Source organism: Methylorubrum sp. POS3, assembly GCF_043352485.1.
GTDB classification, from domain to species: Bacteria; Pseudomonadota; Alphaproteobacteria; order Rhizobiales; family Beijerinckiaceae; genus Methylobacterium; species Methylobacterium suomiense.
Genome location: NZ_JAPRBT010000001.1, coordinates 3,320,869 through 3,335,508, shown reverse-complemented (window position 1 = coordinate 3,335,508; position 14,640 = coordinate 3,320,869). Strand labels below are relative to the sequence as shown.

14 protein-coding genes and 1 riboswitch are annotated in these 14,640 nt (G+C 69.7%); of the genes, 1 reads left to right on the top strand and 13 read right to left on the bottom strand.

The window, feature by feature from the left end; translation table 11 throughout:
• Positions 1–83 precede the first annotated feature (83 nt).
• The 10 genes from OWC43_RS15445 to OWC43_RS15400 form a co-directional block, all read right to left on the bottom strand.
• Entirely contained in the window at positions 84–275 is a 192-nt protein-coding gene (locus OWC43_RS15445; protein ID WP_137828353.1) for a hypothetical protein, read from the bottom strand.
• A 150-nt stretch (positions 276–425) separates the two neighbouring features.
• Positions 426–2,654 (bottom strand): TonB-dependent receptor, encoded by a 2,229-nt coding sequence (locus OWC43_RS15440; RefSeq protein WP_393957297.1) that lies wholly within the window; start codon positions 2,652–2,654, stop codon positions 426–428.
• Between the two features lie 26 nt (positions 2,655–2,680).
• Positions 2,681–2,880: riboswitch (cobalamin riboswitch) on the bottom strand.
• Between the two features lie 251 nt (positions 2,881–3,131).
• Positions 3,132–3,677, bottom strand: a complete 546-nt coding sequence (locus OWC43_RS15435) for a HupE/UreJ family protein (protein WP_393957295.1) — start codon at positions 3,675–3,677, stop codon at positions 3,132–3,134.
• A gap of 47 nt (positions 3,678–3,724) precedes the next feature.
• Positions 3,725–4,342, bottom strand: coding sequence for an urease accessory protein UreG (gene ureG, locus OWC43_RS15430; protein WP_137828355.1), 618 nt, complete (start codon positions 4,340–4,342; stop codon positions 3,725–3,727).
• A gap of 7 nt (positions 4,343–4,349) precedes the next feature.
• Positions 4,350–5,018 carry an urease accessory protein UreF gene (locus OWC43_RS15425; protein ID WP_137828356.1) on the bottom strand — a complete coding sequence of 223 codons (669 nt, stop codon included), beginning with the start codon at positions 5,016–5,018 and terminating at the stop codon, positions 4,350–4,352.
• Positions 5,011–5,517: an urease accessory protein UreE gene (locus tag OWC43_RS15420; protein ID WP_137828357.1), complete on the bottom strand. Its 507-nt coding sequence runs from the start codon at positions 5,515–5,517 to the stop codon at positions 5,011–5,013. The genes OWC43_RS15425 and OWC43_RS15420 overlap by 8 nt, the downstream gene beginning before the upstream one ends.
• Positions 5,514–5,996, bottom strand: coding sequence for a DUF29 domain-containing protein (locus OWC43_RS15415; RefSeq protein WP_137828358.1), 483 nt, complete (start codon positions 5,994–5,996; stop codon positions 5,514–5,516). Before OWC43_RS15415 ends, OWC43_RS15420 begins: the two co-directional genes overlap by 4 nt.
• A gap of 238 nt (positions 5,997–6,234) precedes the next feature.
• Entirely contained in the window at positions 6,235–7,947 is a 1,713-nt protein-coding gene (ureC, locus tag OWC43_RS15410; protein ID WP_393957293.1) for an urease subunit alpha, read from the bottom strand.
• A 77-nt stretch (positions 7,948–8,024) separates the two neighbouring features.
• Positions 8,025–8,837, bottom strand: coding sequence for a DUF1003 domain-containing protein (locus tag OWC43_RS15405; RefSeq protein ID WP_393958570.1), 813 nt, complete (start codon positions 8,835–8,837; stop codon positions 8,025–8,027).
• 83 nt (positions 8,838–8,920) lie between these two features.
• Positions 8,921–10,306, bottom strand: a complete 1,386-nt coding sequence (locus OWC43_RS15400; protein ID WP_393957292.1) for a solute carrier family 23 protein — start codon at positions 10,304–10,306, stop codon at positions 8,921–8,923.
• A gap of 206 nt (positions 10,307–10,512) precedes the next feature.
• Between OWC43_RS15400 and OWC43_RS15395 the strand changes: the two genes are divergently transcribed.
• A complete protein-coding gene (locus tag OWC43_RS15395) occupies positions 10,513–11,646 on the top strand; it encodes an RNA ligase (protein ID WP_393957291.1) in 1,134 nt (377 codons plus the stop codon).
• Positions 11,647–11,687: 41 nt separating this feature from the next.
• Here OWC43_RS15395 and OWC43_RS15390 read toward each other — a convergent pair whose 3' ends face one another.
• The 3 genes from OWC43_RS15390 to OWC43_RS15380 form a co-directional block, all read right to left on the bottom strand.
• Positions 11,688–12,308: an urease subunit gamma gene (locus OWC43_RS15390; RefSeq protein ID WP_137828362.1), complete on the bottom strand. Its 621-nt coding sequence runs from the start codon at positions 12,306–12,308 to the stop codon at positions 11,688–11,690.
• A gap of 72 nt (positions 12,309–12,380) precedes the next feature.
• Complete coding sequence (locus tag OWC43_RS15385) at positions 12,381–13,226, bottom strand: urease accessory protein UreD (protein ID WP_393958569.1); 846 nt, start codon at positions 13,224–13,226, stop codon at positions 12,381–12,383.
• Between the two features lie 221 nt (positions 13,227–13,447).
• Positions 13,448–14,500 carry an aliphatic amidase gene (locus tag OWC43_RS15380; RefSeq protein ID WP_137831605.1) on the bottom strand — a complete coding sequence of 351 codons (1,053 nt, stop codon included), beginning with the start codon at positions 14,498–14,500 and terminating at the stop codon, positions 13,448–13,450.
• Between the last annotated feature and the right edge of the window lie 140 nt (positions 14,501–14,640).

Genomic DNA, 14,640 nt, shown 5'->3' with positions numbered 1-14,640 from the left:
CCCACCTTTCGGGCCGATGCACTCGGCTGTTGTGCCGCATCGGCCTTTTCCGAAAGCCGGTCCCCACCTTTCGGGCCGAGGCTCTAGCCGGGCTTGTCCGCGTCGCCGGGCGTCTCGGGCTTCGGGTCCTTCGACGGGTCGGGATTGTCCTCCGGCCGCATCGTCGCCCCCGACGTGCCCTTGCCGGGATCGCCCGTCTGCTCGTCGATATTGCCGAGCGCCCCGCCCTCCTGCGTCTTGCTGTCCTTCGTGCCTGGCTTCTCCGGCTTCCTCACGGCGGCCTCCTGTGACGAGGTCCGGGCATATAGTTCTTAAATGATGGACAGCTAGTCGGTTTCGGAGGGTAAATAGAATTATCATTCTATTTCTGCGAAGCGCGCACCGTCGGTCAGCGGGGTCGATCCGAGGATGCGCCGAACCTCGCGTCAGAACCGGCCCGCGAGCGTCAGCCGAACGGCGGTCGGCTCGACCGGGTGGAAGTGGCGATCGGCCCGCGCCTCGCCCTGAGGGACGACCCGCGACTCGTAGTAGTAGGTGATCTGGTCGGCCTTCGCGTTCGTCAGGTTGAGGACGTCGAGGGAGAGGCTGACGCCGTTCTCGAAGGCGTAGCCGATCCGGCCGTTGAGCAGGGCGGTCGCCCGCGAGCGCACCGAATTGTCTTCGATGAGGGGGCGCGGACCGAAATAGCGGAAGCGCAGGGATCCGAACCAGCCGGCCCCGTCGCCGAAGGCGATGCCGGCCGAGGCGATGGTGGTCGGCGCGTCGGGAACGCGTCCGCCCGCCGGATCGCGATCGGCGAAGCGGGCATTCGTCACCGTCAGGTCGCCCTCCAGCTGGAGCCAGGGCGTGAGGGCGTAGCGGTTGGTCCATTCGAGGCCGAAGCGGCGGGTCGAGCGGCTCGGCTCGGTGGTGCCGGCATCGCCGACGAAGAGGTTCTCCGAGGCGAAGTCGAGGCGGAACAGCGCCAGGGCGGTCTCCAGGCCCCTGATGGAGCGGTTGCGCAGGCCGATCTCGTAGCCGGTCGAGGGAACGAGGAAGGGGGAGCGCGCCACGTCGAAGAGCGGGCTCGACGGATCCACGGTCGCGGTGACGCCGCGCACGTCGTTCGAGTGGAAGCCGCCGCCGTAATTCAGGTAGAGTTCGGTCTCGGCCCAGGGCCCGAGCACGAGGCCGAGCTTCGGCGTCACGATGGCGTCGCGGGCTTGGCCGGAATTGGCGGGCAGTTCGGAGCGGACATCGGCCCAGTAGCCGTCGGCGCGGAAGCCGACGCTGGTGCGCAGCCAATCCGTCCAGCGCACCCGGTTCTCGGCGTAGAAGGCCGCGCTCGTCTCCAGCACGCGGTCGTCGCGCACGCTCGAGCGGAACTGCCGGTTCACGGTGTTGAACAGGCCGACCCGCATCGCGTCGGTGCGGGTCTGGACGCCGATCTCGTTCTCCATCGGCCGTCCGAACAGGTCCCCGGAGAAGACGTGGCTGGCCTCGGCCCCGCCCAGCACCCGGTCGTCGAGTTGGCGGAACTGGTCGCCGTTGACGGGATCGTTGAGGAAGTAGGTGAAGTTGTTCCAGAGATTCATCCGGTAGCGGATGAGATAGGCATTGGCCCGGCTGAGCCCGGCCTCGCCCGTGTGGCTCCAGCGGCCCGAGAGGGAGAAGCGGCCGGTATCGCCGCCGTCGGACGGGTCGAGGGTGCCGAAGCGGCCGATGATTCCCTCGGCGACCGCACGCTCCGGGATCTGGTTGGTGGCGTTCCACTTCGCCCAATAGGCCATGCCGGTGACGGCGAGGCCGTCGAGCGCCGTGCCCTGGCTGTAGCGGACGACGCCGTTGAGCTTCTTCAGGCGATCCGGCACGTCCCAGGGGCCGTCATAGGTCTGCGCCTCACCCGCCACGAGCAGCGTGCCCGCGCCGAGGGGGGCGGAGGCGATGGTGAGCGCGCGCTTGTAGCCGAACGATCCGATCGAGGTCAGCGCCACGTTCTTCGCGACCGCGTCGAGGTAATCGATCCGCACCGAGCCGGCGGAGGCGAAGTCGCCGTCGCGCACGAAGTAGGGGCCCTTGTGGAACTCCACCGCGCCGACGAGTTCGGGGATCAGGAAGTTGAGGTCGGCATAGCCCTGGCCGTGGGCATGGGTGCGCATGTTGACCGGCATGCCGTCGACGAAGAGCGCGATGTCGGTGCCGTGGTCGAGGTTGAACCCGCGCAGGAAGAACTGGTTGGCCTTCCCCTCCCCCGAATGCTGGGTGACGATCAGCCCCGGCACCGCTTCCAGCACCTCGCCGGGACGGGTGACGGGCCTCGCATTGATCTGCGCACCGGAGACGATCCCGCCGCTCGCCGATGCCACCGGCTGAAGTGCGCCGCCGATGCCGGTCACACCGCCGACAGCGCCGGCGCTGGCCGAGAAGGCGGCGGGTGGCCGCGGAGCTTCGCCCCCGACGGAGAGTTCCTCCAGGGTGACCGACTCCTGGGCCGTGGCGGGAAGCGGGGGAGCGGCGAGCGCGGCGGCGAGCGCCGCCAGACGGAGGACCGTCGAGGGATGAGCAGGGGACACGGGCGAAACAGCCTCGGGCAACGGCAGTGGCACGTCACCGCGAACGAGGCCGCGGACTTGCCCGACCCTAAAGCAGGATCGGTGCCGTCCCCGGCAACCCATCGGTGCACCCCGCCCGACACGCCTCGCGTGTGACCACGACTGACGGCAGGTCTCCTGGCTCGCGGGTCGCTGCCCTCTCACCGTCTTCCCGGATGAGGCCCATCCAGTGACATGGTGGCGGAAGGCTCGCCGCTCACAGTTGCGGGGGCAGCCACGGCCTCGGGCCGAAGGCCCTCACCGCGTTCCCTTTTGATCCCCGAGGGGAACCGTCGCCACCACGGTTAGCACGGCGGCCGCCTCCGCCGTCAACGCGCGGTCCGGGGGCGAAGGGCGAATCAATACGCCCGTGCCCGAACGGCGACACCCGGCCGACCCGAGATGGCGGCCCGATCGCGGCCCCACGCGGCGACCGGATCCGGGACGGTTCGGTCGGCCCATGCGCCGCAGCGGCTGTCCCCGGAAGCCGGGTCCCCCGTTCGGGCCGATGCGCCCGCCGCCCCTTGGCTCGCCGCAGGGCGGCGGCGCGTCGTCCGGTCGTCACGCACCCTGGCGCAGGGCACCACCGGATCGCGGCAGCCACCGCGTCAGCATGAGGCCGGCAACGAGGCCCGCCGCGTGGAGGCCGACGGTCGCGGCGAGGAAGCCGAGCCCGTAGGAGAGGCCCGAGGCGGTCTCGGGCATCTCGGCCCCGTGCGCCGCGCCGTGGAACACCGCGAAGGCACCGACGAGGCCGGCCAGAGCGGCCAGTGGGATCAGGCGGGCGCAGGCCGCCATCACGGCGAAGGCGGCAACCGATGCGAGGATGGCCGGCTCGACGAAGGGCAGATCCAGGCCGGCCATGGCGAGGGCTGCGCCGATCGTCATCATGCCGAGGAAGGAAGCCGGCAGCAGCCAGAGCGCCCGCCCGCCGACGAGGCCGGCGATGATCCCCACCGCGACCATCGCGAGGATGTGGTCGGTGCCGTGGATCGGGTGGGCGAAGCCTGCGGCCAAGCCCGCCGCCTCGCCGTGGCCCGGATGGGCGAGGGCCGCGCCGGGCACCAGCAGGAGCGCCGTCGCGAGCGCCATCGAACGAGAGATCATACGGGTCCTCCGGAAATGCATCGTGGACAGCGTCACGATGTCAGACGTCATTGGGCGAGCCCCCCTGCTTCGATGACGAAGCGGGCGATGGCGTCGGCCCCGTGCCCCTCGCGCAGGGACGAGAACACGTAGGGCCGCTCTCCCCGCATGCGGCGGGTATCGGACTCCATCACGGCAAGATCCGCGCCGACCAGGGGGGCGAGATCGGTCTTGTTGACGACGAGGAGGTCCGAGCGGGTGATGCCGGGCCCGCCCTTGCGCGGGATCTTCTCGCCGCCCGCCACGTCGATGACGTAGAGGGTGATGTCGGCGAGTTCCGGCGAGAAGGTCGCGGCGAGATTGTCGCCGCCGGACTCGATCAGCACCACGTCGAGGGCGGGGAAGCGGCGGCGCATCTCGGCCACCGCCGCGAGGTTGATCGAGGCATCCTCGCGGATCGCCGTGTGGGGGCATCCCCCCGTCTCGACGCCCATGATCCGCTCCTCGGGCAGGGCCCCGGCCACGGTCAGGAGGCGGGCATCCTCCTTGGTGTAGATGTCGTTGGTGATGGCGCAGATGTCGTAGGTGTCGCGCAGCCGCTTGCACAATTGCTCCATCAGCGCCGTCTTGCCGGAGCCGACGGGGCCGCCGATGCCGACGCGGAGCGGACCGTTCACAGATGCCATGGCGTCCTCATGATCGGAAGATCCTCGAATACTGGGTCTCGTGCCGGAACGAGCCGAGATCGACCCTGAGCGTGGCCGAGCCCAGCGCGTCGAGGCCGAGCGGCTCGACCGCCTCGGCGAGCGCCGCCACCCGGGGAGCGAGGGAGGCGACGATGCGGGTGCCGGCCCCCTGCCCGATCGGCGCGACGCGCAGGCCCGCCGAGACGATGGCCTGGACGAAGGCGAGGCCGTAGGCGGCGAGCATCGCCCCGCGCCCCATGCCGTGGGCGCCCGAGGCCGCGCCGACGGCCACCGGCAGCGCCACCGGCCCGGGCAGGGCTGTCGCGACGGCATCGAGGGCCGGGCAGGGCCAGGCCGCGAGCGTCGCGTCGAGGAAGCTGCGGCCCTGCTGGCTGGTCTCCAAGTGAAGCTCGCGCGAGGGCGCCATCGCCAAGGCGAGATCGTTGATGGCGCCGAGGGCGGCGCCGTTGCCTGCGGCGCGATGCGCGTGCGCCGCCAGGATCAGGTCGTTGCGCCCGGAGCCCCGCTCCAGCACGGCGCCGAGCCAGTCCGAGAAGCTCGCCTCGTCGGCGACGTCGCCGGTCTCCACCGCCCATTCGAGGCCGTGGGAATAGGCGAAGCCGCCCACCGGATAGGCGGGCGACAGCCACGCCATCAATCGCAGCGCCTCAATCATGCCGGTGCGGCGGATGCGCGTGATCGTGGGGATGACCGTGCCCGTGATCGTGCGGATGACCGTGGCCGCCCTGATAGGCGCCGCCCTCGGGCCGGAACGGGCGCTCGACCGGTTCGGCGCTGCCGCCCAATCCCCGCACCATCTCGGCCAGCACGTGGTCCTGGGCGATCCAGACCGCCTCGGCGCCGATCTCGGCGGGGATATGCCGGTTGCCGATATGCCAGATCAGGCGCTTGAGGGCATGGTCGGAGGGCGCCCGGACTTCCAGCAGCTTCTCGGGGGCCGCCTCGACCCAGACGAGGCGGCCATCGTCGAGGACGAGCGCGTCCCCGTCGTCCAGGACGGTCGCCTGGGCCAGATCGAGCAGGAAGGCGGTGCCGCCGACCCCGCGCATGGCGATGCGGCGGCGATGCCGCTCGCCGTGATCGAGCACGACGCGATCGACGATCTCGCCGCTCGCGAGGGCGTCGCGGCGGATGACGCGAGTGGCGCGGATCATGGGGTGAGGCGACCGGGCTCGGCGGGCAGGAAGTCCAGATTGAGTGCTTGCTCGACGGTGAAGGGTGGCTGCTCGGGAAACAGGGCAAAATCGAAGCCGGTGTCCTTGGCGGCGAGCACGCGGCCCGAGTGGTAGGCCCGCGCGAACACCTCCGCCGGATAGCGCCGCAGGCTCGGGCTCATCTCCAAGACGTCGTGTACCTGCAGCCGCTGCTCGGTGATCGTGCCGGTCCAACTGCTCGACCGGGCGCCCGGCTGGACCATCCATTTCAGGAGATGCCCGATCAGCACCGCAAGACGATTCTTGATCTCGCGCTTCTCGCTCGCCCCCACGCTCGCCACCTCCTCGATCAAATGGCCGAGGTCGAGCGCGTCGAAGCGGCCTTGGCGCAGCAATTCGGCCTGCGCCTGGGTCCAGGCATAGAAATCCGTGTCGTACAGATCGGCCGCCGGTGGCGGCTTCAGCGCGGCCTTCGTCATCGCGGGCCTCCGGGTCATCCCGTCGCCATCCTATCGCAGGCTGCGGTCGATGCGACAGCCGAGTCGCCGACCCTCGGTCCCCACGCGCCTTCATCCCGAGGTGCGGAGCGAAGCGAAGCCTCGAAGGAGGGCTCCAGGGATCGCGCGATCCGCTGGAGTCCTCCTTCGAGGCGGCTCACGCGGCACCTCAGGATGGAGAGGTTTAAGTGGTGAGAGCCGGGACACGGCGCGCCGCTCTTCAAAACAAAAAGTAGCGCTGGGCCATCGGCACCACCTCGGCCGGCTCGCAGACCAGCAATTCGCCGTCGGCGCGCACGTCGTAGGTCTCGGGGTCGATCTCGATGGTCGGAGTGGCGTCGTTGAGGATCATGCTCTTCTTCGAGATGCCGCCCCGCACGTTCTCGATGGCGACCAGCTCCTTGCCGATCCTGAGCCGGGCGGCGAGTCCGTCCTCGATCGCGGCCCTCGACACGAAGGTGAGTGCCGTGGCGAACGGTGCCCGGCCGTAGGCGCCGAACATCGGGCGGTAATGCACCGGCTGGGGCGTCGGGATCGAGGCGTTGGGGTCGCCCATCGGGGCGGTGGCGATCATGCCGCCCTTCAGCACGAGATCGGGCTTCACGCCGAAGAAGGCGGGCGTCCACAGGACGAGGTCGGCGAGTTTTCCGGGCTCCACCGAGCCGATATGGCGCGAGACGCCGTGGGCGATGGCCGGGTTGATCGTGTATTTCGCCACGTAGCGGCGGGCGCGCAGGTTGTCGTTGCCGGATGCGTCGCCGGGCAGGCTCCCGCGCTGGCGCTTCATCTTGTCAGCGGTCTGCCACGTGCGGATCACGACCTCGCCGACCCGGCCCATCGCCTGACTGTCGGAGGACATCATCGAGAGCGCGCCGATGTCGTGCAGGATATCCTCCGCCGCGATGGTCTCGCGGCGGATGCGGCTCTCGGCGAAGGCGAGATCCTCGGGGATCGACGGATCGAGGTGATGGCACACCATCAGCATGTCGAGATGCTCGTCGATGGTGTTCTTGGTGTAGGGGCGCGTCGGATTCGTCGAGGACGGGAGCACGTTCGGCAGGCCCGCCACCTTCATGATGTCCGGGGCGTGGCCGCCCCCCGCCCCTTCCGTGTGGAAGGCATGGATGGTGCGGCCCTTGAAGGCCGCGATGGTGTCCTCGACGAAGCCGCCCTCGTTGAGGGTGTCGGAGTGGATCATCACCTGCACGTCGTGGGCATCCGCCACCGTGAGGCAGGTGTCGATGGCCTGGGGCGTGGTGCCCCAATCCTCGTGGAGCTTGAGCGCGCAGGCGCCCGCCCGCACCATCTCCTCCAGCGCATCGGGGCGGGAGGCGTTGCCCTTGCCGGCGAAGGCGAGGTTCATCGGGAAGGCGTCGGCGGCCTCGATCATCCGGGCGATGTGCCACGGGCCCGGCGTGCAGGTGGTAGCCAGCGTGCCGTGGGCCGGCCCGGTGCCGCCGCCGAGCATCGTCGTGACGCCGGAGCAGAGCGCCTCCTCGATCTGCTGCGGGCAGATGTAGTGGATATGGCTGTCGAAGCCGCCCGCCGTCAGGATCTTGCCCTCGCCCGCGATCACTTCCGTGCCGGGGCCGATCACGATGTCGACGCCCGGCTGGATGTCTGGATTGCCGGCCTTGCCGAGGCGCAGGATGCGCCCGCCCTTCAGGCCGACATCGCATTTCACGATGCCCCAATGGTCGAGCACGACCGCGTTGGTGATGACGGTGTCGACGGCGCCCGCGGCGTTCGTCACCTGGCTCTGGCCCATGCCGTCGCGGATCACCTTGCCGCCGCCGAACTTCACCTCCTCGCCGTAGGTGGTGAGGTCGCGCTCGACCTCGATCTCCAGGCTCGTATCGGCGAGGCGGATGCGGTCGCCGGTGGTGGGCCCGAACATCGCGGCGTAGGCGCTTCGGGGGAGGCGGGCGGACATGGGCAGGACTCGCGTCGGGACTGGGCGGGATCGGGCAAGCAGGGACGGTGCCGCGGGCGACGGAAGCGGGCTTCCGCTCAGTCCGGGGCGCGGGGCGTGTCGGGCGGGATGCCGGCCTCCTCCGGTTCGGTCGTCGCGGGCGCGGCGCCCGCGCGGGCGGATTTCGGACGCTTGCGGCGCACCACCTTCTTCACCTTGACGGTGGGCTTGCGGGCGACGCGGGCGCGCATCTCCTGAAGCATCTCGAGCTGGATCTGCTGGATCTCGGCCAGACGCTGCCACTGCTTGGTGACGAGGTGGTCCATCTTCTCGTGCAGATGCCGGATTTCCAGCTCGGCCTTCAGGTTGACCCGGTAGTCGTTGTTCGAGCGCAGGCGGTCCTTCTTGTCCTGCCGGCTCTGGCTCATCATGATGATCGGGGCCTGGATCGCCGCGAGGCAGGACAGGACGAGGTTGAGCAGGATGAACGGGTAGGGATCGAACGCCTTCGCCTCGCCGATGGCGACGTTCGCCAGCATCCAGGCGAACAGGACCACGGCGAAGCTGATCAGGAAGGCCCAGGAGCCGCCGAAGGCCGCGAGTCCGTCCGAGACCCGCTCGCCGAAGCTGCGATGCTCGTCGTAATCCTCCTCGACGTTCTCGGCGATGGTGTCCTGGGCGGCGATGCTCTCGGCCACCTGCCGGTCGAGGTCGGAATACTCGCCGTGCTCCTCCGCCAGGAGCTCGGCGACGAAGCGGGTGCGGTATCGCGCGAGTTCGTTGACGCCGATCAGCGCGTCGTCGCCCAGGCCGGGGAAGTCGGCGCGGATATGGACGGCGAGGGCCGGCCTCAGGGTCGCGACCGGCACGAGATTGCGCCGGTTCATCGCGACGCCGCTGATGGCGCAGATGCCGCGCTTGCCCTTGCCCGCCGAAAGCGGCCCCTGACCTGCGTCCTGGGCCGCGTCCTCGTCCGCCTTGGTCTCGATCAGGGTCACGGCTTGCCCATCGCATCGGCGCGCAACGCCGCCCGCCTATCCGAGACGGAGGCGGGAGTCATCTCGCCCGGCGGCGACCGGTCGGCGCGAGACCCCCGTTCGTGGTCCTGGCGGGGCCCGGCCCCGAGCAGGTGATAGACGAGGATCGCCCCGAAGGTGGCGGTGCCGATGCCGCCGAGGGCGAAATCGCCGAGGCGGATCGTCAGGTCGCCCGCGCCCGCGATCAGGGCGACCGCCGCGGTGACGAGGTTGCGGGCCTCGGCGAAATCGGTCCGGTCCTGCACCCAGATGCGCCCGCCGGTGGCGGCGATCAGACCGAACACCACGAGCGCCAGCCCGCCGACGACCGGCACGGGAAGCGTCAGCACCAGGGCGCCGAATTTCGGCGAGAAGCCGAGCAGGATGGCAAACCCCGCCGCCGCGACGAAGACGAGCGTCGAGTAGATCCGCGTGACCGCCATCACGCCCATATTCTCGGCATAGGTCGTCACGCCGGTGCCGCCGCCCAGTCCCGACAGGATGGTGGCGAGCCCGTCGGCGAGGAAGCCGCGGCCGATCAGGGGATCGTAGTCGCGCCCGGTCATCGCCGCGATCCCCTTGATATGGCCGAGATTCTCCGCGACCAGGATGAGGGCGACCGGCGCGATCAGCACCATGGCGGGTCCCGAGAAGACCGGCGCGGCGAAGGTCGGCAGGCCGAACCAGGCGGCCTCGCCGAGCCGGGCGAAGTCGATGGGCTTGGCGAGGCCCAGACCGTTGGCGAGCCCGAGATAGAGCCCGTAGGCGATGGCCGCGCCGATCAGGATCGGCAGGCGCCGCGCCATCCCGCGCCCGCGCACCGCCACGAGCCCGACCAGCAGCGCCGTCACCAGCCCCATCGCAGTGTCGACGCCGGTACCCGAGAGGCTCTTCACGGCGACGGGGGCGAGGTTGAGCCCGATCGCCGCGACGATGGCGCCCGTGACGACGGGGGGCATCAGCCGCTCGATCCAGGCGGTGCCCGACAGGTGCACGGCGAGCCCGATCGCCGCGTAGAGCGCGCCGCAGGCGACGATGCCGCCGAGCGCCACGCCAATATTCGGGTTGGGACTGCTGCCGGCATAGCCGGTGGCGGCGATCACCACGGCGATGAAGGCGAAGCTGGAGCCGAGATAGGACGGCAGCCGCCCGCCCGTCAGCCCGAAGAAGAGCAGCGTGCCGATGCCGGAGAACAGGATCGCGGTGTTCGGGTCGAACCCCATGAGGATCGGCGCGAGCGCGGTCGAGCCGAACATGGCGACGACGTGCTGGAGCCCGAGCACCACCGTCTGCCCCGTGGGCAACCGCTCGTCGGGCGCGACCTCGCCGAAGGTCCTAAGACGCCAGCTCGGGAAATAACTCACGACCGATCCCTTTGTGGCCGATCACAGTGAAGGATCGCTTGTCCTTCATGCCCGGTCCGGATGATAGTCCGATCACCGACAGATCTGTCGGCCAAGGAGATTGTCATGCCTAAATTCAACATTGCAACGACCCGACTTTGCCGCCCGTATTTCATGGGCATGAGCGTCAATTCCGCGCGTCGTCGTGATTGGGGAGCGATACGGACATGATCTTTCCTCGAATCGAGCATCTCGACCAAGTCACGCCGCACATTTCGTTCGATCAGGGTTTCGTCGTCTCGCGTCGCCCCGACCACACGGTGATCGATTACGTCTTTGCCGGCCCTGAAACCTTCAGCTCCGCCATGGCTCTGGAGTGCCGCGGCCTGAAATTCGACCGCGATGGACGGCTCATCGGACGACCGTTCCACAAATTCTTCAATCTCGGCGAGCGCCAGAGGATCGAGCAGATCGACTGGTCGGCGCCCCATCACGTGCTCGATAAGCTCGACGGATCGATGGTGCATCCGGTCCTTCTCGAGGGCGCGATGGTGTTCATGACCCGGATGGGCGCCACGGCGCAGGCCGCGACGGCGCAGCGGCAGGCCGGGGCGGGTGTCCTCGATCTGGCCCATCATCTGCTCGCGGGCGGCCTCACGCCGATCTTCGAGTTCACCTCGCCCGACAACCGGATCGTCGTCGCCTATGAGCGGCCGGCGCTCACCCTGCTCGCGGCGCGGGACATGGTGAGCGGCGCCTATCTGCCACAGGCCGAACTCGTGCGGCTCGGCGCGCGCTTCGGCGTCGCCGTGGTGCGCGCCGCAGGCCCGCTCGCGGATGCCGCCGACTTCGTCGCTCGCGCGCGATGCGAGGCCGGCATCGAGGGCTACGTGCTGGCCTTCGAGGACGGGCACCGCCTCAAGCTCAAGACCGACGGCTACGTGCTGCGCCACCGCACGCTCTCGGGCGTGCGCCAGGAGAAGACCGTGCTGGCCTGGGTCGCGGCCGGCGCCGTCGACGACGTCGTGCCGATCCTGCCCGAGGCGGTGTCGACGCGGCTCCTGGCCTATCAGGCGACCGTCGAAGCAAGCGCCGCGGCGCATGAAGCCGCGATCCGCGCCTTCGCGGCCGAGCATTGCGGCCTGCCCCGCAAGGACTACGCCGCCCTCGCCTTCCGGCGCTTCGACAAGCGCCTGACCAAGGCCGCGTTCGACGCCTATGACGGACGCGACCCGCGGGGCGCGATCGGCGCGATGCTGATCTACGCGGCAGGCAGCGAGGGCCGGGTCGAGGCCGTGCGCGACCTGTTCGGCATGGCCTGGAGCGTGGAGGACCTCATCCTGCCGGAGATCGAGCCGTAGGGCGCGCCCTCCCCTGACGCGGCGGAGCGTGTGGGCCGGTGTCACAGCCGGCCCATCACCTCGCCGCGGAAGCCGTAGACGGTGCGGGTGCCGGAGAGCGGCACCAGGGTCACCTCCCGGGTCGAGCCCGGCTCGAACCGCACGGCCGTGCCCGGCGCGATGTCGAGGCGCTGGCCGCGGGCCTTCTCCCGGTCGAAGACGAGACCGGGATTGACCTCGTAGAAATGGTAATGCGAGCCGACCTGGATCGGCCGGTCGCCGGTATTGGCGACCGAGACCACGGTGCGCGCGGCGCCCGCATTGAGCGCGATCTCGCCGGCCAGCGTCGTCACCGTGCCGGGCACGTCGTCGGAGGGGGCGCCGCGGATCGGATGATGGACGGTGACGAGCTTTGTGCCGTCGGGAAACGTCGCCTCGACCTGGATGTCGTGGATCATCTCGGCGATGCCCGGCATCACCTGATCGGCGGTGAGGACATGGGCACCGGCCTGCATCAGCTCGGCGACGGAGCGGCCGTCGCGGGCGCCCTCGACCACGAAATCGGTGATGAGCGCCACCGCCTCCGGGTGGTTGAGCTTGACGCCCCGGGCCAGCCGGTTGCGCGCGACCTGCGCCGCCATGGCGACGAGGAGCTTGTCTTTCTCGCGGGGGGTCAGGAGCACGGGCGCTCTCCGAAGTCGTCTGGATACGGTCTCGCGCGGATCATGCACGGGGCGTGCGAGAGCGCCACCGTATCAGGTCTGCCACACGCGGGGCATCGGCACCCCGCGATAGGCGGTCAGGAAGCGCGCGGCCAGCCCGCGCAGGGCGCCGACTTCCGGGCCGAGGAAACGCAGGGCGAGATGCCCGTTCCAGGCACTCGCCGCGGCCTCGGTGACGCCGGGATTCGCCGCCTCGAGGCAGGCGCGGGCCTCCTCGATCCGGCCCTCGGCGCCGGGCGAGAGATCGAGGATCGTGCCCATCGCCCGCGCGCCGCCGCCGATGGCGGAGCGGGCGAGCAGGTCCGAGACCCGGCCTTCGAGCCGCACGGTGTCGGCGTAGACGAGGCGTCCGCCCCGGCGCACCCGCCAGACATCCTCGAACAAGGCCTCCTGCAGCGTCTCGCCCCGGGCGACGCGGCCGAAGGCGACGATCTCGGCGACGAGGAGGCCGGCATCCTCGGCCAGATCCGCCTCGAAGCGCCGGCGCAGGCGCGCCCGGTCGAACAGGATCGTCTCCTGGGGCAGCCAGGCGAGGCTAGCGCCGGCCCCGAGGTCGAGGCGGTTGTGCACATGGCTCACCGGGCCGTCGGAACGGTAGACCTTCTCCGCCGCCACCGTGGTCAGGACGAGCGCGGCGCCCGGATCGAGCCGGGCGGATACCGAAAAGGCGTCGCCGCAGGCGATGCCGCCCGCGTTGTTGACGAGGATACCCTCCATCGTCCCGGCCTCCCGGGGGAAGCGCAGCCGCGAGGGGCCGGATTCCGCAAGATCCTTCAGCCGCGTCGGCCCGTTGGCCGTGGCCGGGCCGACATGGAGATCGACCTGGCCGCGCGAGCGCTGCCGCGATGGGGGGGCGGGAGGGGATGGGACGGCGTGGATGGTCGGACTCTCGCGGCGGGCGTTCGGCCCTTCCTGGCGTGGATGCGCCCGCCGGGCAACAACGTCGTCTCCCACCCCTCCCCCTCATCCTGAGGTACTCAGCCGAAGGCTGAGCCTCGTAGGAGGGCTCCAGGGATCGCTGAGACGTCTGGAGCCCTCCTTCGAGGCCGCTGATGCGGCACCTCAGGATGAGGGTGTGGGTGAGAGGGCGCTTTCGCGCCTCAGCGCGGGTCGGGCGGCCCCTCCCCCTTGCCGACGAAGGGGATGCCCTCGATCGGGCATTCCTCGGTGCCGACGCTGGAGCGGGTGATGGCGCGCACGGCGTCGCGGGTGGCGTCGGGGTCCTCGATCCAGCGGCGGTAGAAGTCGTAGGGGCATTCCGACATCCCGTGCCGGTTCTCCTTCGAGTTGATCATGCCGGTATAGCCGCGGTGGAGCAGCTTGAAGAGGTGGTTCTCCGACTGGCCGTGGGCGCGGAAGTCGCGGATCAGGAACTTCGAGAGCGCCGCGTACTGGATGCCCATCTCCTCCTCGCCGCACTCGCCGAGCGTGCGGCCGTCGAAGCCGATGATCGCCGAGTGGCCGAAATAGCTGTAGACGCCGTCGAACCCGGCCGCGTTGGCGACCGCGACGTAGGTGTTGTTGGCGAAGGCCATCGCCTTCGAGATCAGAACCTGCTGCTCTTTCGCCGGATACATGTAGCCCTGGCAGCGGATGATGAGTTCCGCGCCGCGCATGGCGCAGTCGCGCCAGATCTCGGGGTAATTGCCGTCGTCGCAGATGATGAGGCTCACCTTGAGCCCCTTCGGGCCATCCGAGACGTAGGTGCGGTCGCCCGGATACCAGCCCTCGATCGGCGTCCAGGGCATGATCTTGCGGTATTTCTGGACGATCTCGCCCTGGTCGTTCATCAGGATGAGCGTGTTGTAGGGAGCCTTGTGCGGGTGCTCCTCGTGCCGCTCGCCGGTGAGCGAGAATACGCCCCAGACCTTCGCCTTCCGGCAGGCATCGGCGAAGATGTCCGTTTCCGCGCCCGGGATGCTGGACGCGGTTTCGTACATCTCGCCCGCATCGTACATGATGCCGTGGGTCGAATACTCCGGAAAAATCACGAGATCGAGGCCGGGCAGACCCGCCTTCATCCCGATGATCATGTCGCCGATCTTCTTGGCGTTCTCAAGTACCTCGGCCTTCGTGTGCAGGCGGGGCATCTTGTAGTTCACGACGGCTACGCCGACGCTATCCTGGCTCGATGAGATGTCGCCGTGCATCATGGCATGTTCCTCCACGCTGAACTGATGGTTGGGAGGGCCGCGGTTCGCCCGCGGCCCCGAATGCGGCCGGGCTTCAGCCTGGGGCGAGGCCGAGGAGGGTTCCCAGCGGAACGACGAGGGTGAAGCCGCCGTAGAAGCCG